The 15,063-nt window shown below is 63.5% G+C and carries 13 protein-coding genes; 1 reads left to right on the top strand and 12 read right to left on the bottom strand.

Annotated elements, in window-relative coordinates; translation table 11 throughout:
- Nucleotides 1–198 precede the first annotated feature (198 nt).
- The 8 genes from ABIV12_RS14490 to ABIV12_RS14525 all read right to left on the bottom strand — a co-directional run bounded on the left by ABIV12_RS14490 (nucleotide 199) and on the right by ABIV12_RS14525 (nucleotide 11,308).
- Nucleotides 199–3,672, bottom strand: coding sequence for an error-prone DNA polymerase (locus tag ABIV12_RS14490; protein WP_348060544.1), 3,474 nt, complete (start codon nucleotides 3,670–3,672; stop codon nucleotides 199–201).
- Nucleotides 3,669–5,228 carry a DNA polymerase Y family protein gene (locus tag ABIV12_RS14495; protein ID WP_348060546.1) on the bottom strand — a complete coding sequence of 520 codons (1,560 nt, stop codon included), beginning with the start codon at nucleotides 5,226–5,228 and terminating at the stop codon, nucleotides 3,669–3,671. Before ABIV12_RS14495 ends, ABIV12_RS14490 begins: the two co-directional genes overlap by 4 nt.
- Before the next feature lie 151 nt (nucleotides 5,229–5,379).
- The gene (gene imuA / locus ABIV12_RS14500) at nucleotides 5,380–6,126 is read right to left on the bottom strand and encodes a translesion DNA synthesis-associated protein ImuA (RefSeq protein ID WP_348060548.1); all 747 of its coding nucleotides are present in this window, start codon (nucleotides 6,124–6,126) and stop codon (nucleotides 5,380–5,382) included.
- A 6-nt stretch (nucleotides 6,127–6,132) separates the two neighbouring features.
- Nucleotides 6,133–6,774, bottom strand: a complete 642-nt coding sequence (lexA, locus tag ABIV12_RS14505) for a transcriptional repressor LexA (RefSeq protein WP_348060550.1) — start codon at nucleotides 6,772–6,774, stop codon at nucleotides 6,133–6,135.
- Between the two features lie 79 nt (nucleotides 6,775–6,853).
- Nucleotides 6,854–8,188: a serine hydrolase domain-containing protein gene (locus ABIV12_RS14510; protein ID WP_348060552.1), complete on the bottom strand. Its 1,335-nt coding sequence runs from the start codon at nucleotides 8,186–8,188 to the stop codon at nucleotides 6,854–6,856.
- Complete coding sequence (locus tag ABIV12_RS14515) at nucleotides 8,140–8,994, bottom strand: CHAD domain-containing protein (RefSeq protein WP_348060554.1); 855 nt, start codon at nucleotides 8,992–8,994, stop codon at nucleotides 8,140–8,142. The genes ABIV12_RS14510 and ABIV12_RS14515 overlap by 49 nt, the downstream gene beginning before the upstream one ends.
- 56 nt (nucleotides 8,995–9,050) lie before the next feature.
- Nucleotides 9,051–9,260, bottom strand: coding sequence for a YbdD/YjiX family protein (locus ABIV12_RS14520; RefSeq protein ID WP_348060555.1), 210 nt, complete (start codon nucleotides 9,258–9,260; stop codon nucleotides 9,051–9,053).
- A complete protein-coding gene (locus ABIV12_RS14525) occupies nucleotides 9,257–11,308 on the bottom strand; it encodes a carbon starvation CstA family protein (protein ID WP_348060557.1) in 2,052 nt (683 codons plus the stop codon). The genes ABIV12_RS14520 and ABIV12_RS14525 overlap by 4 nt, the downstream gene beginning before the upstream one ends.
- A gap of 234 nt (nucleotides 11,309–11,542) precedes the next feature.
- Here ABIV12_RS14525 and ABIV12_RS14530 point away from each other — a divergent pair, with 234 nt between their 5' ends.
- Entirely contained in the window at nucleotides 11,543–12,292 is a 750-nt protein-coding gene (locus ABIV12_RS14530; protein WP_348060559.1) for an SDR family NAD(P)-dependent oxidoreductase, read from the top strand.
- Between the two features lie 59 nt (nucleotides 12,293–12,351).
- On the opposite strand, the gene ABIV12_RS14535 is transcribed toward ABIV12_RS14530, so the two are convergent.
- The 4 genes from ABIV12_RS14535 to ABIV12_RS14550 all read right to left on the bottom strand — a co-directional run bounded on the left by ABIV12_RS14535 (nucleotide 12,352) and on the right by ABIV12_RS14550 (nucleotide 15,022).
- On the bottom strand, nucleotides 12,352–12,738 hold the full coding sequence (locus ABIV12_RS14535) for a hypothetical protein (protein ID WP_348060561.1): 387 nt from the start codon (nucleotides 12,736–12,738) through the stop codon (nucleotides 12,352–12,354).
- A 182-nt stretch (nucleotides 12,739–12,920) separates the two neighbouring features.
- On the bottom strand, nucleotides 12,921–13,508 hold the full coding sequence (locus ABIV12_RS14540) for a phospholipid scramblase-related protein (protein WP_348060563.1): 588 nt from the start codon (nucleotides 13,506–13,508) through the stop codon (nucleotides 12,921–12,923).
- Nucleotides 13,509–13,599: 91 nt separating this feature from the next.
- Complete coding sequence (locus tag ABIV12_RS14545) at nucleotides 13,600–14,112, bottom strand: putative metal-binding motif-containing protein (RefSeq protein ID WP_348060565.1); 513 nt, start codon at nucleotides 14,110–14,112, stop codon at nucleotides 13,600–13,602.
- Nucleotides 14,113–14,200: 88 nt separating this feature from the next.
- Nucleotides 14,201–15,022 carry an energy transducer TonB gene (locus ABIV12_RS14550; RefSeq protein ID WP_348060567.1) on the bottom strand — a complete coding sequence of 274 codons (822 nt, stop codon included), beginning with the start codon at nucleotides 15,020–15,022 and terminating at the stop codon, nucleotides 14,201–14,203.
- Nucleotides 15,023–15,063: the final 41 nt, after the last annotated feature.

A 15,063-nucleotide genomic window follows, 5' to 3' on the forward strand; every position in this document is an offset into this window, starting at 1 on the left:
ATACGATCCAACGAATCTTCCACAGTCAATGAGAAGCGCGTGTTTTTTTGTGAAGCAGATTTCCCTGACGATGCGATGCAACTGTGCTGACGCCACGTCGTCGTGTGGGAGCGCTTCAGCCGCCATGCTTCTTGTCGCGTTCCAGAGCATCGTAGGTGAAGCCGCTCCGACCAAAGTCGTGACTGCCGGGCTTGTCGCTCAATGAAAATCACGCGACGCAAACGAGAATTCCGGTAGCAACGCGCTGAAATCGTGCAGCCGCTTCGCGATGAGGTGACGCACGCCGTCGCTGGCTTCGAGCACGCCGTCGACGGCCATCACCGTCGATTCGAGCAGCACGCGATGCTGCTTCTGCGCCAGAGCGCGCCAAACCACCACATTGACCTGGCCGGTTTCGTCTTCGAGCGTGACGAAGGTGACGCCCTTCGCGGTGCCCGGATGCTGGCGCACGGTAACGAGACCGGCGCATCGAAGCGTGCGTCCGTGATTGGCGGCATCGAGGGTCGAACACGCGGGTGAAACCCGGCGCCGGAGAAGTTCGTCACGAACCAGCTCCAGCGGATGACCGGTCAGCGACAAGCCGAGCGTGCGGTAGTCGGTCATCACGTCTTCGCGCAGCGACGGTTTGCGCAACGCCACCGCATCCTCACGCATCGTTGCTGTCGCGAGGATCGGAGCCGGCAACTCGGCCCCGGCGCTTTCCCAGCGCGCACGATAGCGATGACCGCTGAGACTCTGAAGCGCACCGGCATCGGCGAGGATGCCGCGCTCGCTTGCGGTCACGCGCGCGCGTCGGGTCATGTCGGCGACATCAGCGAACGGGGTGGCGCCGCGTGCGCCGACGAGACGGTCCGCCAGATCCTGCGACAACCCGCGGATCTGCCGCAATCCGAGACGAAGCGAAAGGTCGGTCTTGTTCGACGTCGGTTCGGGGGGTGAGATGGTCGGGGTTCCAACGGCCGCAGGATTGTCGTCTTTGGCAACCGGTTCGAGAGTGCAATCCCAGGCGCTGATCGTCACGTCGACAGGTCGCACGTCGACACGGTGATTGCGTGCGTCCTGGATCAGTTGCGATGGCTGGTAAAAGCCCATCGGCTGCGCATTCAGCAGCGCGCACGTGAACACCGCCGGGTGATGACGTTTGAGCCAGGAAGACGCGTAAGCAAGCAGCGCGAAACTGTAGGAATGGGATTCCGGGAATCCGTATTCGCCGAAGCCCTGGATCTGCTGGTAGATGCGCTCGGCGAATTCCTCGGTGTAGTTGTTCTTCTTCATGCCTTCGAAGATGCGGTCGCGGAACTGTTCTAGACCACCGCGCCGTTTCCACGCCGCCATCGAGCGACGCAATTGATCGGCTTCTCCCGGGGTGAAGTCGGCCGTGACCTTCAGTAATTCCATCACCTGTTCCTGGAAGATCGGAACACCCAGCGTTCGTTCGAGCACGTCCCTGATGCCCTGCGATTCGTACACGACCGATGCGGGATCGTGCCTCCGCTTCAGGTACGGATGCACCATCCCGCCCTGGATCGGTCCCGGGCGCACGATCGCGACCTGGATGACCAGATCGTAGAATTCCCTCGGCTTCAGTCGAGGCAGCATCGACATCTGCGCGCGCGATTCGATCTGGAACACGCCGACTGTGTCGGCCGCACGGATCATCTCGAACGTTTCCGCATCATTGCGCGGAATCGATGCGAGCTCGTGCGGGATTCCGTGATGCTCGTGCAGCAGGCGGAAGCATTTGCTGATGCAGGTCAGCATGCCGAGCGCGAGGCAATCGACCTTCAGCAGCTTCATCGTCTCCAAGTCGTCCTTGTCCCACTGGATGATCGTGCGGTCGGGCATCGACGCGTTCTCGACCGGAACGAGATGATGCAACGCATGTTCGGAGATCACGAAGCCGCCGACGTGTTGCGAGAGATGGCGTGGAAATCCGCGGATCTCGTTGGCGAGCCGGAACAGCCGGTGCAGGATCCGGCTGGATGGATCGAATCCCCGTTCGCGCAGCCATTCTTCAAGCGGCCGATCGCTGCGCACGCGAGAGAACATTCCGGTGAGGTTGTCGATCTGGTCGTCGGGAATGCCGAGTGCATGACCGACGTCGCGCACTGCGCTCTTGCCGCGATAGCTGATCACGGTTGCGGCGAGCGCGGCGCGTTCGCGGCCGTATTTGTCGAACACGTACTGGATCACTTCCTCACGCCGCTCGTGTTCGAAATCGACATCGATATCGGGTGGTTCATTGCGTTCCTCGGACAGGAACCGTTCGAACAGAAGATGACCTTCGTCCGGCTTCACCGCGGTGATGCCGAGGCAGTAGCACACTGCCGAATTGGCGGACGAACCTCGGCCCTGACAAAGGATTCCGCGCTCGTTTCGTGCCCACTGCACGATGTCGTGCACGGTCAGGAAAAACGCTTCGTACTTCAGCTTTCGAATCAGCGCGAGTTCCTTGTCGAGCACCTCGGCGACCTTCACCGGGACGCCCTGCGGATAACGCGTCGCAGCGCCCTTGCGTGTCAGCTGTTTCAGATGGGTGGACGCATCCAGGCCTTCAGGAACCAGCTCATGGGGATAGACGTAGTTGATGCCGTGCAGGTCGAACGTGCACAGCGCCGCGATGCGCAGCGACTCGGCGATCAGTTCGGGCGGATGGAGCGCGTCGAGATCCTCGATCTTCCTAAGATGGCGTTCCCCGTTGGGAAAGAGCGCATTGCCTGCTTCGGCAACCGTACAGCCCAGGCGGATCGCGGTCATGACATCCTGCAGTGCGCGCCGCCGCCGAACATGCATGTGCACGTCGCCCGCAGCGACCCGCGGCAATCCATGCCGGGTGCCGAGTGATTGCAGGTCGGCCAGCAGCTTTGCATCGTCCGCACCGCGATGCAGCTCCACCGCGAGCCACGCGCGATCGCCGAAGCATCGCGACACCCATGCGGCATGCGATTCGCGTTCCTCCGGTGAATCCGAACCGGATCGTGCGTTCGGCGCATACAGCACCAGCACCTGTTCGCCGAGGCCTTCCGCATCCTTCCGTTCGAGCCGGTATTCGCCTTTCGCGCTGCAGCGGCGTCCGGTGGTGATCAATCGGCAGATGTCCGAATAGCCGGTCTGATCGGTCGCGAGCAGCACCAGTCGCGGTCCGTCAGCGAGTTGGACTTCGGTGCCGACGATCAATTTGACGCGGGTGGCGTCGGACGCCTCGAGCGCCCGCACGATGCCGGACATCGAACATTCGTCGGTGATCGCGAGAGCGGCGTAGCCTTGGGCCTTGGCGCGATCGAACAATTCGCGTGCACTCGATGCACCGCGCTGGAACGAGAAATTGGTGAGGCAATGCAACTCGGCATAACGCGGGTACCCGGTTGCGACATCGGTTGAATCATCGATGGCGCACACGGACTCCGCATTCGTCGTCTTCGACCGCTCCATGTCCTGAGACACAACAGCCGGGGCGGCGCCGTCTGCGCGGGTGTGCATGCCCCGAATGTGCGGAATCGAATGGCGCGGGATGGAGTGGGATTCACTCAACGAGTAGCGCAGTTCGCGCTTCAACATCCGGTGCATCACTCCACGCGGGTCGTCGCCGATGCCCGCTTCCGGAAGATCGGGTTCAAGCGGCGCGCGCAATCGACGCGGCTTTGGCGGTCGCGGCACTTTGGGCGGCTTCACGCGAACCAGCCGTGCAGCATCCAGGCGGCGTCGATGTCGATGCGATTGGTTTCATTCACCACATCGCGTTTCCCGGCTTCGACGAAGGCCCATGCCCGCTGCCCGCGGCGCGTTTCGACGATGTAGTAGTCGCGTCGCTGGTCGCGTTCGTCCCACCAGCCGCTCTCGATGCGTTCGGGACCAGCCAGGATGCGTGCCAACGATTCGCGCAGCACGATCGGGCGATGCAGGAGCCAGAAAGGTCGCGATTTCGTGACTGTGGTGGAATGCGGAATGGGTCGAGACGTTTCGGATTCGTTCGTGGCCGCGGGAGACATTGTTCGAGCGGCTTCTGTGGGAGCGGCTTCAGCCGCGATGCCTTTTCCTTTCTTCACGGGTTTTACGACAGAAGCAACGCGGCTGAAGCCGCTCCTGCAAACGATAGTGGTGGCGGTTGCGGCCACGAACCGCCACGCCTGATCGGGACGATGATCGGACGCGCTGGCCAGGCCGTGCAACGCATCGTCGCCGAGCCGCGCACGCAGTCGTTCGGCAAGAGCGGGCCAGTCCAGCTCCTCGCGGCGGCGATTCTCGAACAGGTCCTGGTGCAGCGGGCACAGTGGCGGAAGGTCGTCGGCAATCAACCCCAGCGCATGCACCGGCGCGGCAAGCTCGATCCGTTCGAGCCGCGCACGTGCGAGATCGAACAACGAAGCAGCATCGCGTTGCGGCGCAAGCAGGCCGACCTCGACGCGCGTGCTCGCGCCGCGTTCGTGGCCGAGCAGCAGCGAGAATTTCTGCACGCCGCCATCGCGCGTCACGAGGAACAGCGCCAGCTCGCGGATCAGTCGCTGCAGCGGGAATGCAAGTGCGGTATGGGTATCGATGCCGAAGTTGAATTCGATCCGCCGCTCGAATCGACTTGGCGGATGCCAGCGCGGCAACGCTTCGCCGACGAGGCCGCGCATCCGGTCGAGATGGTCGAGCGAATCTTCACCGATGCGTCGCCCCAGTTCCGCACGCGGCAAGCGGAACAGATCGGCGAGCGTACGGAATCCCATGCCCTGCAGCGCCGCGACTGTTTTCTGCGGGAGGCCACTGGAGGTCAGCGGAACGATGCCGAGCGCGGTCGGCAACTGCGATGGCGAAGGAATGGTGATGCCGTCACGGTGGGTGGCAAGGACGCGCGCCCCGGCAGCCGTCGGCGCGGCGGCAAGCGAACAGGCGAATCCGAGATCGACCAGTTCATGGCGCAGGCGCCGTTCCAGCGCAGCCCACCCATCGAACAGCGCGAGGCTGGCGCCTACTTCGACGAACAGCGTGTCGGGTCCGGCGATATGGATTTCGGCGCTGTACCGGTACGCCCATGCAGCCAGCGATTCCAGTGTCTGCCGTTCCGCGGCTTCATCCCGCGGCGTTGTGGCGAGACGAGGGCAGAGCATCTGTGCCGCGGCCAATACCTGACCTGCGCGGACACCGGCTTTTGCTGCCGCCCCATTTGCGATGACCACGTGCCGGCGTTGCAGCGGACCGTCGATGATCGCGATCGGTGCAGGCCCTACTTTGGCAGGGCCCACGGGTGGAAAAGAACCGGATCCCGATGTTGATCGGAATGACGACCCCGCCCCGGACGCGCCGGGGGCGGGGAGGTCCGCATCGATGCGCAATGCATCGAGCGCCAGTTGCGGAAACCGGAGGCAGGCCCAGAGCACGCATGCCTCGATGCGATCAGGCGCGCAGCCGGATCGCGGTGGACGTATCGCCGAGTCGTCCACGACATTTGAGAATGTCGATGCGCGGACCATCGGAGCTGGCACTGATTGAAAGGCGCAGTGCGGCAGGACTCGCCTGGCTTGCCGCCGAGAGCGGCCGGAACACGAACCCGATCGCTGCGCCGGTTTCGGCGGCGAGCTGCAGGCGACGCAACTGCTGATAGTCGGCGCGTGGCAACCAGTTCAGCACTGCGCCACAGCAACCGGCGCGCAGGCATTGCTCGGCGGTCCAGTGGGTATCGGTGGCGCCCGCGTCGATATGCACGAGTTGGGAAAGATCGATCCCGGCCTCGACCATCGCCGGAGCATAGGGAACATACGGAGGACCGATCAGCGCGACGCGCCGGCGTGCCTGGGTCAGCGCGGCCAGCGCCGGCAGCACGAGACTGCATTCGCCGAGGCCGTCTTCCCCGATCAGGATTTCGCTGAGTGCACCGCGTGGCCAGCCGCCACCCGGCAATAACGCATCGAGTGCGGCAAAGCCGGTCGATTGCGCGGTGCTGGTCGATGCAGGCTTGGTTCCGCGACGCCAGATGCCGGGATGACGCAGCACGTCGGCAAGCGCTTCGTCGTTGCGCGAAGGGCGAAAGGCTGCCGGCATTGGAGCGCGCGCCGGCTGCACGGCAACCGGAGCAGATGTGTGGACGAAAGCGACGGCTTCGGAAGCCGATGCGGCCGCATCGAAAGAGGTCGAAGTCAACATGGCAACCTACTCGCGTCGCTGGAATTTCGATGCGAACGCATCGGGGCGGATCAAGCCGACATAGAGGCCTTCGATCGCGAACGCATGGCGTTCCGGATCGATGTCGATCGGGGAGAAATCCGGGTTGGCAGGCAACAGGCGCACGCGGCCGTTGCGGTGTTCGAACTGCTTGACGGTGACGTCGTCGTCGATGCGCGCGACGACGATGCGACCATGATCGGCGACGGCACTGCGATGGACAGCAATCAGGTCGCCGTCGAGGATGCCGGCATCGCGCATGCTGAGGCCGACGACGCGCAACAGGTAGTCGGCGCGCGGACGAAACAGATCGGGGTCGACGCCGTGATGGGCTTCGACATTCTCGGCAGCAAGGATCGGGCTGCCGGCAGCAACCCGCCCGACGAGGGGAAGTTGGGTTGCTGCCGGCGCCCGTGAGCGATGCGGCAAGCGCAGGCCACGATGATTGGGCAAACGTTCGAGCGCGCCCTTGCGGACCAGCGCCTCGACGTAATCCTGCGCTGAGCTATGACTGCTAAGCCCAAGATTTTCCGAGATTTCCCGGAGCGTCGGAGCCCGATCATACAACGTCAGGTGACGTTGTATACACTCGAGCACGCGTTGCTGATTGGCGGTCAGGGCGGAATTCATACGTACATTTGTACGTCATCCGCCAAAAGCCTGCAAGCATTTTTTGTGGGGCGCTCCAACCGATCGATGTTGCCTGCGATCAGCGAAGGGGCGGGAGCGCCGCACACGGTGGATGGGGCTGGTCCAGCGCCGCCGGTGTCTTCCATTCCGGATGATCGAATGGAATGTCGTTCTCCCAGAACCATGGAAAGCAGGTGGGTCCGAGCAACTCGTCGGCGAGGGCCCTGAACACGCTTTCGCCGTTGGAACTGTTGCTCAGCATGACCAGTGCCGCTTTCGCTTCGGGAAACGCGAGGATCAGGTTGTTGGTGCCGTCGTCGTGTCCACTCTTGAACCACGCCTTGCCGAGTGGCGAGTCGTAGACGATCACGCCGAGCCCCGTGGCGAGCGCGATGCCGTCGTTGTCGGTGGTCGTGCGTTCGGACAGCGTTGGAAATTGCTGGAGCGAACGGATCCGCGCCTGAGGTCGCAGCCGTTCTGCACGGCTGTCCGCGCTCAAGCCATCGCCCGCCAGCATTCCGCCGACCATGCGCGCCTGGTCGGCGATGGTCGTATCCATCGAGCCAGCAGCGCGCACGCCACGCCGCGCCCGGTGTGCAATCGGCTTGCCGTCCTCGTCGTAGCCGGTGGCGAGGTTGCCGGCAAAATCCTCGCGCCAGAGCATTCCCGTGCGCGTCATGCCGAAGCGGTCGAACACGCGCGTCTGCATTTCCCGACCGACGTCGAGGCCGAGGCCGGTTTCGATCACGAACTGCAGCAGGTTGATGCCTTCGCCGGAGTAGCCGTAGCGGCTGCCCGGATCGAATGCGAAATACAGCTTGCCCTTCTCGTCGAACCCGTTCGCGGTGAAGAACCGGAAATTCGGGAAGCCCGAGCGGTGCGACAGCAACAATCGTGGCGTGAGCATGCGCCAGCGTTCGTCGCCGGCGAGGTCGGCGTATTTTTCGTAGTCGGGCAGGGGTTTGGGAAGGATCGCGGCAATCGACCGATCGAGCTCGATGACGCCCTCGTCGACGAGCTGCATCACCATCCACGCAAAGGCCGCCTTGGTCAGCGACGCTCCGTACATCACGGTGTCGGTCTGCAGCGGCCGAAGCGTTTGGACATCGCGCGAACCGTACGCGTGGAGGTAGTCGATGCGTCCATCGCGGATCACCGCGATCGCGAGTCCCGGCACCCGGGCTCCGTCCATCTGGCGTTCGACGATACGATCGATCTGCGCCGGCGCGACCGGGCGAACGGAAGGGTGGTGCGCGATGCACGCGCACAGAGAAAGCGCGATCGCGACCATCCACGGTGTGCGTCGAAACGCCGTGCGGACGGCGGTCCGTTCGATCGGCACGACGGGATCGGCGTTCCGGGTATTCACTTCGGCGTGGCCGCCGGCTCCTTCGTTGAGATTCTTGCCACGCATTTGCGCAGATCGGCGATCGCGTCCGTCGCGAGGCTGCGCAGCAGGTCGCGATCATCGCGTGCGAAAGGCGATTTGCGCCCGGCGCGTTCCCGCAGCATTGCGTAGTCCTGCGCTTCGCCGAGCAGGATCGCCAGTCGCTTCTCGCGCTTGCCGGCGCTCTTCGCGATGACGTCACCGCGCGCGCGTTGTTGCTGCGACAGGCGGCGGGCGCGGCGACGCCATGCGTGCCAGTCGTCGTCGCGTCCGCTTTGGCATGCTTTCGCCCCCGCGTCGTCGGCGGCCAGACGGGTGCGACCGATCGCGGCTTCGACCAGTGCCGGATCCACGGCGGCCCATGCGAGCGCGGGCAGCGCGGCCCGCAGGATCGCCAGAACGCCGAGGCGATCCTGCAACCGGGGATCGCCGGCCAGCACCGAACGCAGGCACGCGGCGCGAACACGGGCTGCCGTCGTTCGTATGCGGCGAAGTGCCTGCAGCGCGTGTTCGTCTCCCGCATTGCGCGAGACCAGTTGATCGAGCGCATGCAGCGTTGCATGCGCGTCGCGCAGCTTCGACAGGCTGCGGTTTGCACGCCGCAGTTCGCGATCGATCAGCGACGCGCCGGATCCGAGCGCGCAACCACCGAGTTCGATCGTCGCGCGCGTCCGCCGGAGGGACTTGCGCGCCAGGTGCACGCCCTCATGCAGACGTCCGCCGCGCCATGAAAGATGCGCGATTGAACTGCCGAGTTCCGCACACGCGTAGTCGCGCAGGTGCAGGCCGATCGACTCCTGCGAAGACGCAGGTACGCTGGAAGGCTGATCCAAGGAGTCCACCGATTCGCCGGAAGTACGCAGCATAGCGGTTCACCCGGATGTCACGATCAGCAGCAGCGACCGCCGCCGCCCTTGTAGCGCGCCTGCTGGCGTTCGTCGAAGAACTCGGCGTAAGTCGGCAGCGCACGCTCCGGATGGAACCTGCGCAGATGGTCGAGGTAGTTGTCGTAGTCGGGCACGCCGATGATCTGGCGGGCGATGCGTACGCTGCGTGCCCAGACCGAGCGAGCGCACTCGACAACCGCAACGGGCCTCATCGCGCACCCGCCAATGCAACGTAGGGTGTTTCATGCGCGGTGGCGGCGGAGGAGCGGCGCGCGGCGATGGCCGACCGCAGCCCGAACACGATCACCGCGACGACCAGCACCATGAAGATCGACGCCAGCGTTGCATCGACGTAGTCGTTGGTGAGGATGCGGTGCATGTCGTCCATCGATTTGGCCGGCGCGAGCAGCTTGCCCTCGTCGATCGCGGCGGAATACTTGCGCGCGTGGGCGAGGAAACTCACCTTCACATCATCGCCAAGCACCTTCTGCCAGCCCGCCGTCAGCGTGCAGATGACCAGCCACACGGTCGGCACCAGTGGAATCCACAGATAGCGGTCGCGTTTCATCTTGATCAGGCAGACACAGGCGAAGGTCAGTGCGATCGCCGCGAGCATCTGGTTCGCGATGCCGAACAGGGGCCACAGCGTGTTGATGCCGCCGAGTGGATCGACGACGCCCTGGTAGAGGAAATAGCCCCAGCAGGAAACGCAGAGCGCAGTGGCGAGCAGGTTCGCCGGCCACGATTCGGTTTTTTTCAATGCGGGAACGGCGAGGCCGGCCAGTTCCTGGATCATGAAGCGTCCAACCCGCGTGCCGGCGTCGACCGTGGTGAGGATGAACAGCGCTTCGAACAGGATCGCGTAGTGGTACCAGAAGGCCATCATGCCGTCGCCGGAAAAAATGCCGTGGAGGATCTGCGCCATGCCGACTGCGAGCGTGGGTGCACCACCTGCACGCGAGAGGATCGTCGTTTCGCCGATGTCCTTCGCCGTCTGGATCAGTACGTCCGGTGTCAACACGAAGCCCCACTGGCTGATCGCCAGCGCGGCGGAATCGGCGGTGGTGCCGATCAGAGCGGCGGGCGAGTTCATTGCGAAGTAGACACCTGGCTGCAACACGCACGCGGCGATCAGCGCCATGATCGCGACGAACGCTTCCATCAGCATGGCGCCGTAACCGATCAAGCGCGCTTCGCGCTCGTTCGCAATCAGCTTCGGCGTGGTACCCGATGCAATCAGCGAATGCCAGCCAGATACGGCGCCGCAGGCGATCGTGATGAAGAGGAAGGGAAACAGTGCGCCGGCAAACACCGGACCGCTGCCGTCAATGAATTTGGTCAGCGCGGGCATCTTCAGTTCCGGCATCGCGATCACGATGCCGATCGCCAGCAGCATCACGGTGCCGATCTTCAGAAAGGTGCTGAGGTAATCGCGCGGCGCGAGCAGCAGCCACACCGGCAACACCGACGCGAAGAAGCCGTAGCCGATCAGCATCCACGCCAGCGCCTTGCCGTCGTAGGTGAAAATGCCGGCCCACGCCGGATCGAGCGATACCTTGCCGCCGAGCCAGATCGAAAACAGCAACAGCACCAGCCCGATGATCGAGACTTCGAGCACCTTTCCGGGACGCAGGTAGCGCAGATAAATGCCCATGAACAGCGCGATCGGGATCGTCATCGCAACGGTGAACGTACCCCATGGGCTGATGGCGAGTGCTTTGACGACGACCAGCGCGAGAACCGCGAGGATGATGAACATGATCATCAGGATGCCGATCATCGCGATGACGCCGGCGGTCGGTCCGAGTTCGGTGCGCACCATCTCGCCGAGTGAGCGCGCATCGCGGCGCAGCGACAGGAACAGGATCATGAAGTCCTGTACCGCACCGGCGAACACGACGCCGACGAGGATCCACAAGGTGCCGGGCAGGTAGCCCATTTGTGCGGCAAGCACCGGTCCGACCAGCGGGCCGGCTCCGGCGATCGCGGCGAAGTGATGGCCGAACACCACCCATTTGTCGGTTGGAACGTAATCGAGGCCGTCGTTGCGGCGCACGGCCGGTGTCGCGCGCGTCGGGTCGAGACCGAGGGCCTTCTCGGAGATGTAGCGTGCATAAAAGCGGTGAGCGATCAGGAAGATCGATACGGCCGCGGCGACCAGCCAGATTGCGTTGATGGTTTCGCCACGATGCAACGCGATGGTGCCGAGACAGAACGCTCCGATCAGGGCCAGCACGAACCAGCCCGCCTTGCCTGCCATCGTATCCATACCGCCCCCGAGACTGTGTGCCAGATCGACAGGCGAGACTGGGCTGCTGGCGAAAGGCGGTCAAGACGCGGCGCACTAGCCTTTGGTCGAATGCCGCGCGGAAAGGGCGATCCGCCGCGGTGCGTGCAATCCATGTCCGCGTTGGCGCCCCAATCCCGGCCGGCGTCGATGACCATGTCGGCATCGCGCTACAGTGTGCGATTGGGCAATCGAGAGTACGCAGCGATGAACGACAGACTCGACGGATGCGTGGCATTGGTCACCGGCGCGTCATCCGGTATTGGCGAAGCGACGGCGCTTGCACTCGCTGCACGGGGCGTTCGCGTTGCGATTGCCGCACGTCGCCGCGATCGTCTCGATGCGCTGGCTGCAAGGATTGTCACCGCCGGAGGTGAAGCGCTGGTGGCGGTGGCGGACTTCGCCGATGAAACGCAGGCCGCCCGGGCAGTGCACGAAACGGAAGCGAGGTTCGGTCGCCTCGACATTCTCGTCAACAATGCCGGCGTGATGTATCTGGAGCCGGTCGAAACCGCCGACCTCGGCCGCTGGAGGCACATGCTGGAAGTGAACGTGCTCGGATTGATTGCCGCGACGCAGGCTGCGCTTCCCGGCATGCGCGAGCGCCGAAACGGTCACATCGTCAACATTTCCTCGACCGCGGGACGTACCGGAAACCCGGGCGGCGCCGCCTATTCCGCAACGAAATTCGGAGTGGTTGGATTCTCCGAAGCGCTGCGAAAAGAGGTCTACAAGGACAACATCCGCGTGACGGTGATCGAGCCGGGCATCGTCGAGACCGAGCTGCGCGAACACATCGCACACGCGCCGACACAGCAGGCGATCAACACGTGGGCAGAATCGATGCGTCAGCTGAAGGGAGAAGACATCGCGAACACGATCGTGTTCTGCGTGTCACAACCCGATCACGTCAACATCAACGAGATCCTGATGCGGCCAACCGATCAGGAGCGTTGATCAGCAGGAGAGTTTCCAACCAGCAGGACGGAGCGATCGCGAAACGGCATTCGCGCTCGTCAGTACCGCGGACCGAAGCGATAACCGCTGTAGCCGTAGCGGGATATCGGCAAACCGTCGCTGCGCGAAACGCCGACGTTGATGTTCACGGTGTTGCCGTTCTTCATCTGCGTGCTGAGGTTGATGTCGGCGCTGGTCCCGAAGCCTGTTCCATAGGCCTTCGAATAGCCGACCGTGGAGCTGACGCTTCCCGAAACCGTGGTGCGGTCGATCAGGCTTTCGCTGTCGGTTCCGTCGCCGTAGTACTTGCCAGGATTGCTGGGGCTGGAATCACCAGAGGGAAGGGCAACGGGTTGATGACTCGATGCGGGCAGAGAGAGATCGAGCGGTGCAGCCGCCTGGGCTTCAGCAATGGATGCGAATCCAAGCGCGCACACGAACGACATGCTCCTTGCTAACGTGATCTTCACAATTCGTCACCGGATTGGAGCGCAGGCACTCAATGTACGCCTGCAAGACTGACCTTCGTGTAACCCGCAGCGGCGCATTTGGTTCGCCATCGCCCGGCCACGCTCGGGTGACGCCGACCGGCGTCGAGACGCCATTGCGATAGTTGCACCTCGCAGGCTCATTCCTTCAACACCATGTCGATGCACATCACCGCCGCGACGATGAGGATTCGCGCGGGATTGTCCGCCGCGACCGTACTGTTGATCGACAGCATGTAGTTGTCGGCCGACGTGAAGAGTTCCTTGCCGAGACCGGCCCACTTCTTCGAGACACTGGCCAGTTCGCGGTCGCCCTGCATGAAGCGGAAATCCCAGCTCGTCCATTTTCCCTGCAGTGTGCAAACGATGCCGTCCCGTGTGTCGAGCACGTCGAAGCGGCCTCCGATCGAGAAGAGCTTCTGCTTGAAATATCCCACCAGCCGATCGTTCTCGTCGAGCACCTCGACCTTGGAGAGCACCAGCGAAATGCCGCGTTTGACCGTCAACACCTTCTGGCCGGCCGGCGTGCGCACCTCGACCTGGAACGGCGTCATCCGTTTGTAGTCGGTGAATCGCAGCATCTTCGTCAGGAAACCGAGATTCGGCTCGCGGCATTCCATGACGACCGCGTTGGTGACCGGGTCGAGGATGTCGTAATCGTTGGCAGCCTTGAACAGCGCCACCTGTTCCTTGACGAAGAACAGGCTTTTCCCCAGAACGGCGTGCATCGGGAATCCCTTTCGTGCAGGTGCTTGCGGGCGCTATCGCGACGAACGTGGATTGGAGGTGTACGGTCGGCGTTGCGGTGCGACTGCGCCGTCAGCCTTCGAAGCCGTCGAGGAAGATACGGTCCGGCGCCATCGCGACGCCGTCGCCGTCGTGGTCAACCGTGTCGTTCGACGGATTCCCGTTTTCGTCCTCGTCGGCGAGGCCGTTGCAGTTGTTGTCGATCAGGTCGCCGATGATTTCCAGGGCGCCGGCATGCACCGACGCGACAAGGTCATTGCAGTCACCGGCGGCAATGGTATTGCCGTCCCCGTCCGCATCGCTTCCGTCAGTCGACGGATCACCGTTGGCTGCCTCGTCAGCGAGTCCATTGCAGTTGTCGTCGATGCCATTGCCGACGATGTCCGCTTGCCCCGGATGGATGTTCGAATCGGTGTCGTTGCAGTCGCCGCCGGGATGCCCGACAGATCCGTCGGGCCCGATGACCGAGTGCTTCAAGTCGGCCGGTTGCTGCGTCATGGTCCGCAGGGTCAGCGGCGGCGCTGTCGACGCTGAAGACGACGTCGACAAGACCAGCATCACCGCGATGGAAATCAATCGACGCATGGACCGTCTCCCGGTAGCACCCGATCAGTCCGTTGTACCACCTCCATCGCTCCGGCGCTCGCCGTTCACGCGGAGCCGACCGCGGGGTTCAGAGCGTCTTGCCGACCACATCGTCCTTCAGGCGGAATCGCGAATCGATCGGCAACGCGTTGCCGTCGGAAATAGAAGCGAGGCTGCTGTCACTGGGCTTTACGAGCTGCCCTGCCCACAACCCGGCGTGTACTGGGCCGGGAATAAATGCTTTCCAGCGCTCGCGACCGCCCGAGCGGGACATCGAATATTCGATCGGGACCAGCACGCTCGTGCCGATCGGCTTGCCGTTGACCTTTTCAGACAGGTTGTATTGCCATTTCATTGCTGCCGCGATGCTCGCGCGCTCGAATCGCTTGCGCCACCCCTCGGCCTCGCCTTCCGTTCGAGCGCGCGCCCCGAGACTGGTCTGGTAAGGCTCGGCCTTCACGACCTTGCCCGCTTCGTCGAGCTGGAGGAACAACGTCACACGGGCCTCGAGGTGGGCGTGCGCCGCATCCTCCGGGTACTTCGGCGGCGTCATCTTGCCGAGTCGGGAAGGTTCGCCGAACGTCACTGTGACGATCCGGAGCTTGAAATCCCCGCTGTTCGCGATCGGCTCGGCGCTCAAGCTCAGGTGTACGGACGTGCTGGCGGTGACCGGCACACCGTCGACGACGACCGGGTCGAAATGCCATCCAAGGACGCTTTTTTCAATCAATGTGGCAATCGGGGCCGCAAGGGTGGCACGCGGTTTGTAGTCCTTCACGCTGCCGTCCGGCGCGATCCGGATGTCTCCATCCAATTGCATCGACAGCGTCGGCGACCCTTGCTGGGCAGACGCAAATGGCATCGCGAATGCCATCGCCAATCCTGCGATTCCCGCTTTCAATGTCGACACCGGTGCCTCCTTGGACGAAAAAAATCCCGACTGCGAACGTT

It is taken from the genome of Dokdonella sp., assembly GCF_039926425.1.
Taxonomy (GTDB): Bacteria; Pseudomonadota; Gammaproteobacteria; order Xanthomonadales; family Rhodanobacteraceae; genus Dokdonella_A.